We start from the raw sequence: 205 nt of genomic DNA on the forward strand, positions 1-205 counted from the left end.
CCCCCCCCCCCCCCCCCCCCCCCCCCCTTTTTTTTTTCAACCACAAGACGGCATACCCCGATGTGTATAAGAGACAGGTATTGATGACCCCGGACATGGCCAACTTCTCTGGCAACGTGCATGGCGGCACCCTGCTCAAGTACCTCGATGAGGTCGCTTATGCCTGCGCCAGCCGTTATGCCGGGCGTTATGTGGTAACCCTGTC

At 59.5% G+C, this 205-nt stretch carries 1 protein-coding gene; it reads left to right on the forward strand.

Translation table 11 applies throughout. From position 1 onward, the window contains the following. Window positions 1-83 precede the first annotated feature (83 nt). Window positions 84-205: hotdog domain-containing protein (locus tag QN399_RS26710; RefSeq protein WP_330201986.1), on the forward strand; the 122-nt coding region annotated here is incomplete at its 3' end.

The sequence above is a fragment of the Pseudomonas sp. 10C3 genome (assembly GCF_036346185.1).
GTDB lineage: Bacteria > Pseudomonadota > Gammaproteobacteria > Pseudomonadales > Pseudomonadaceae > Aquipseudomonas.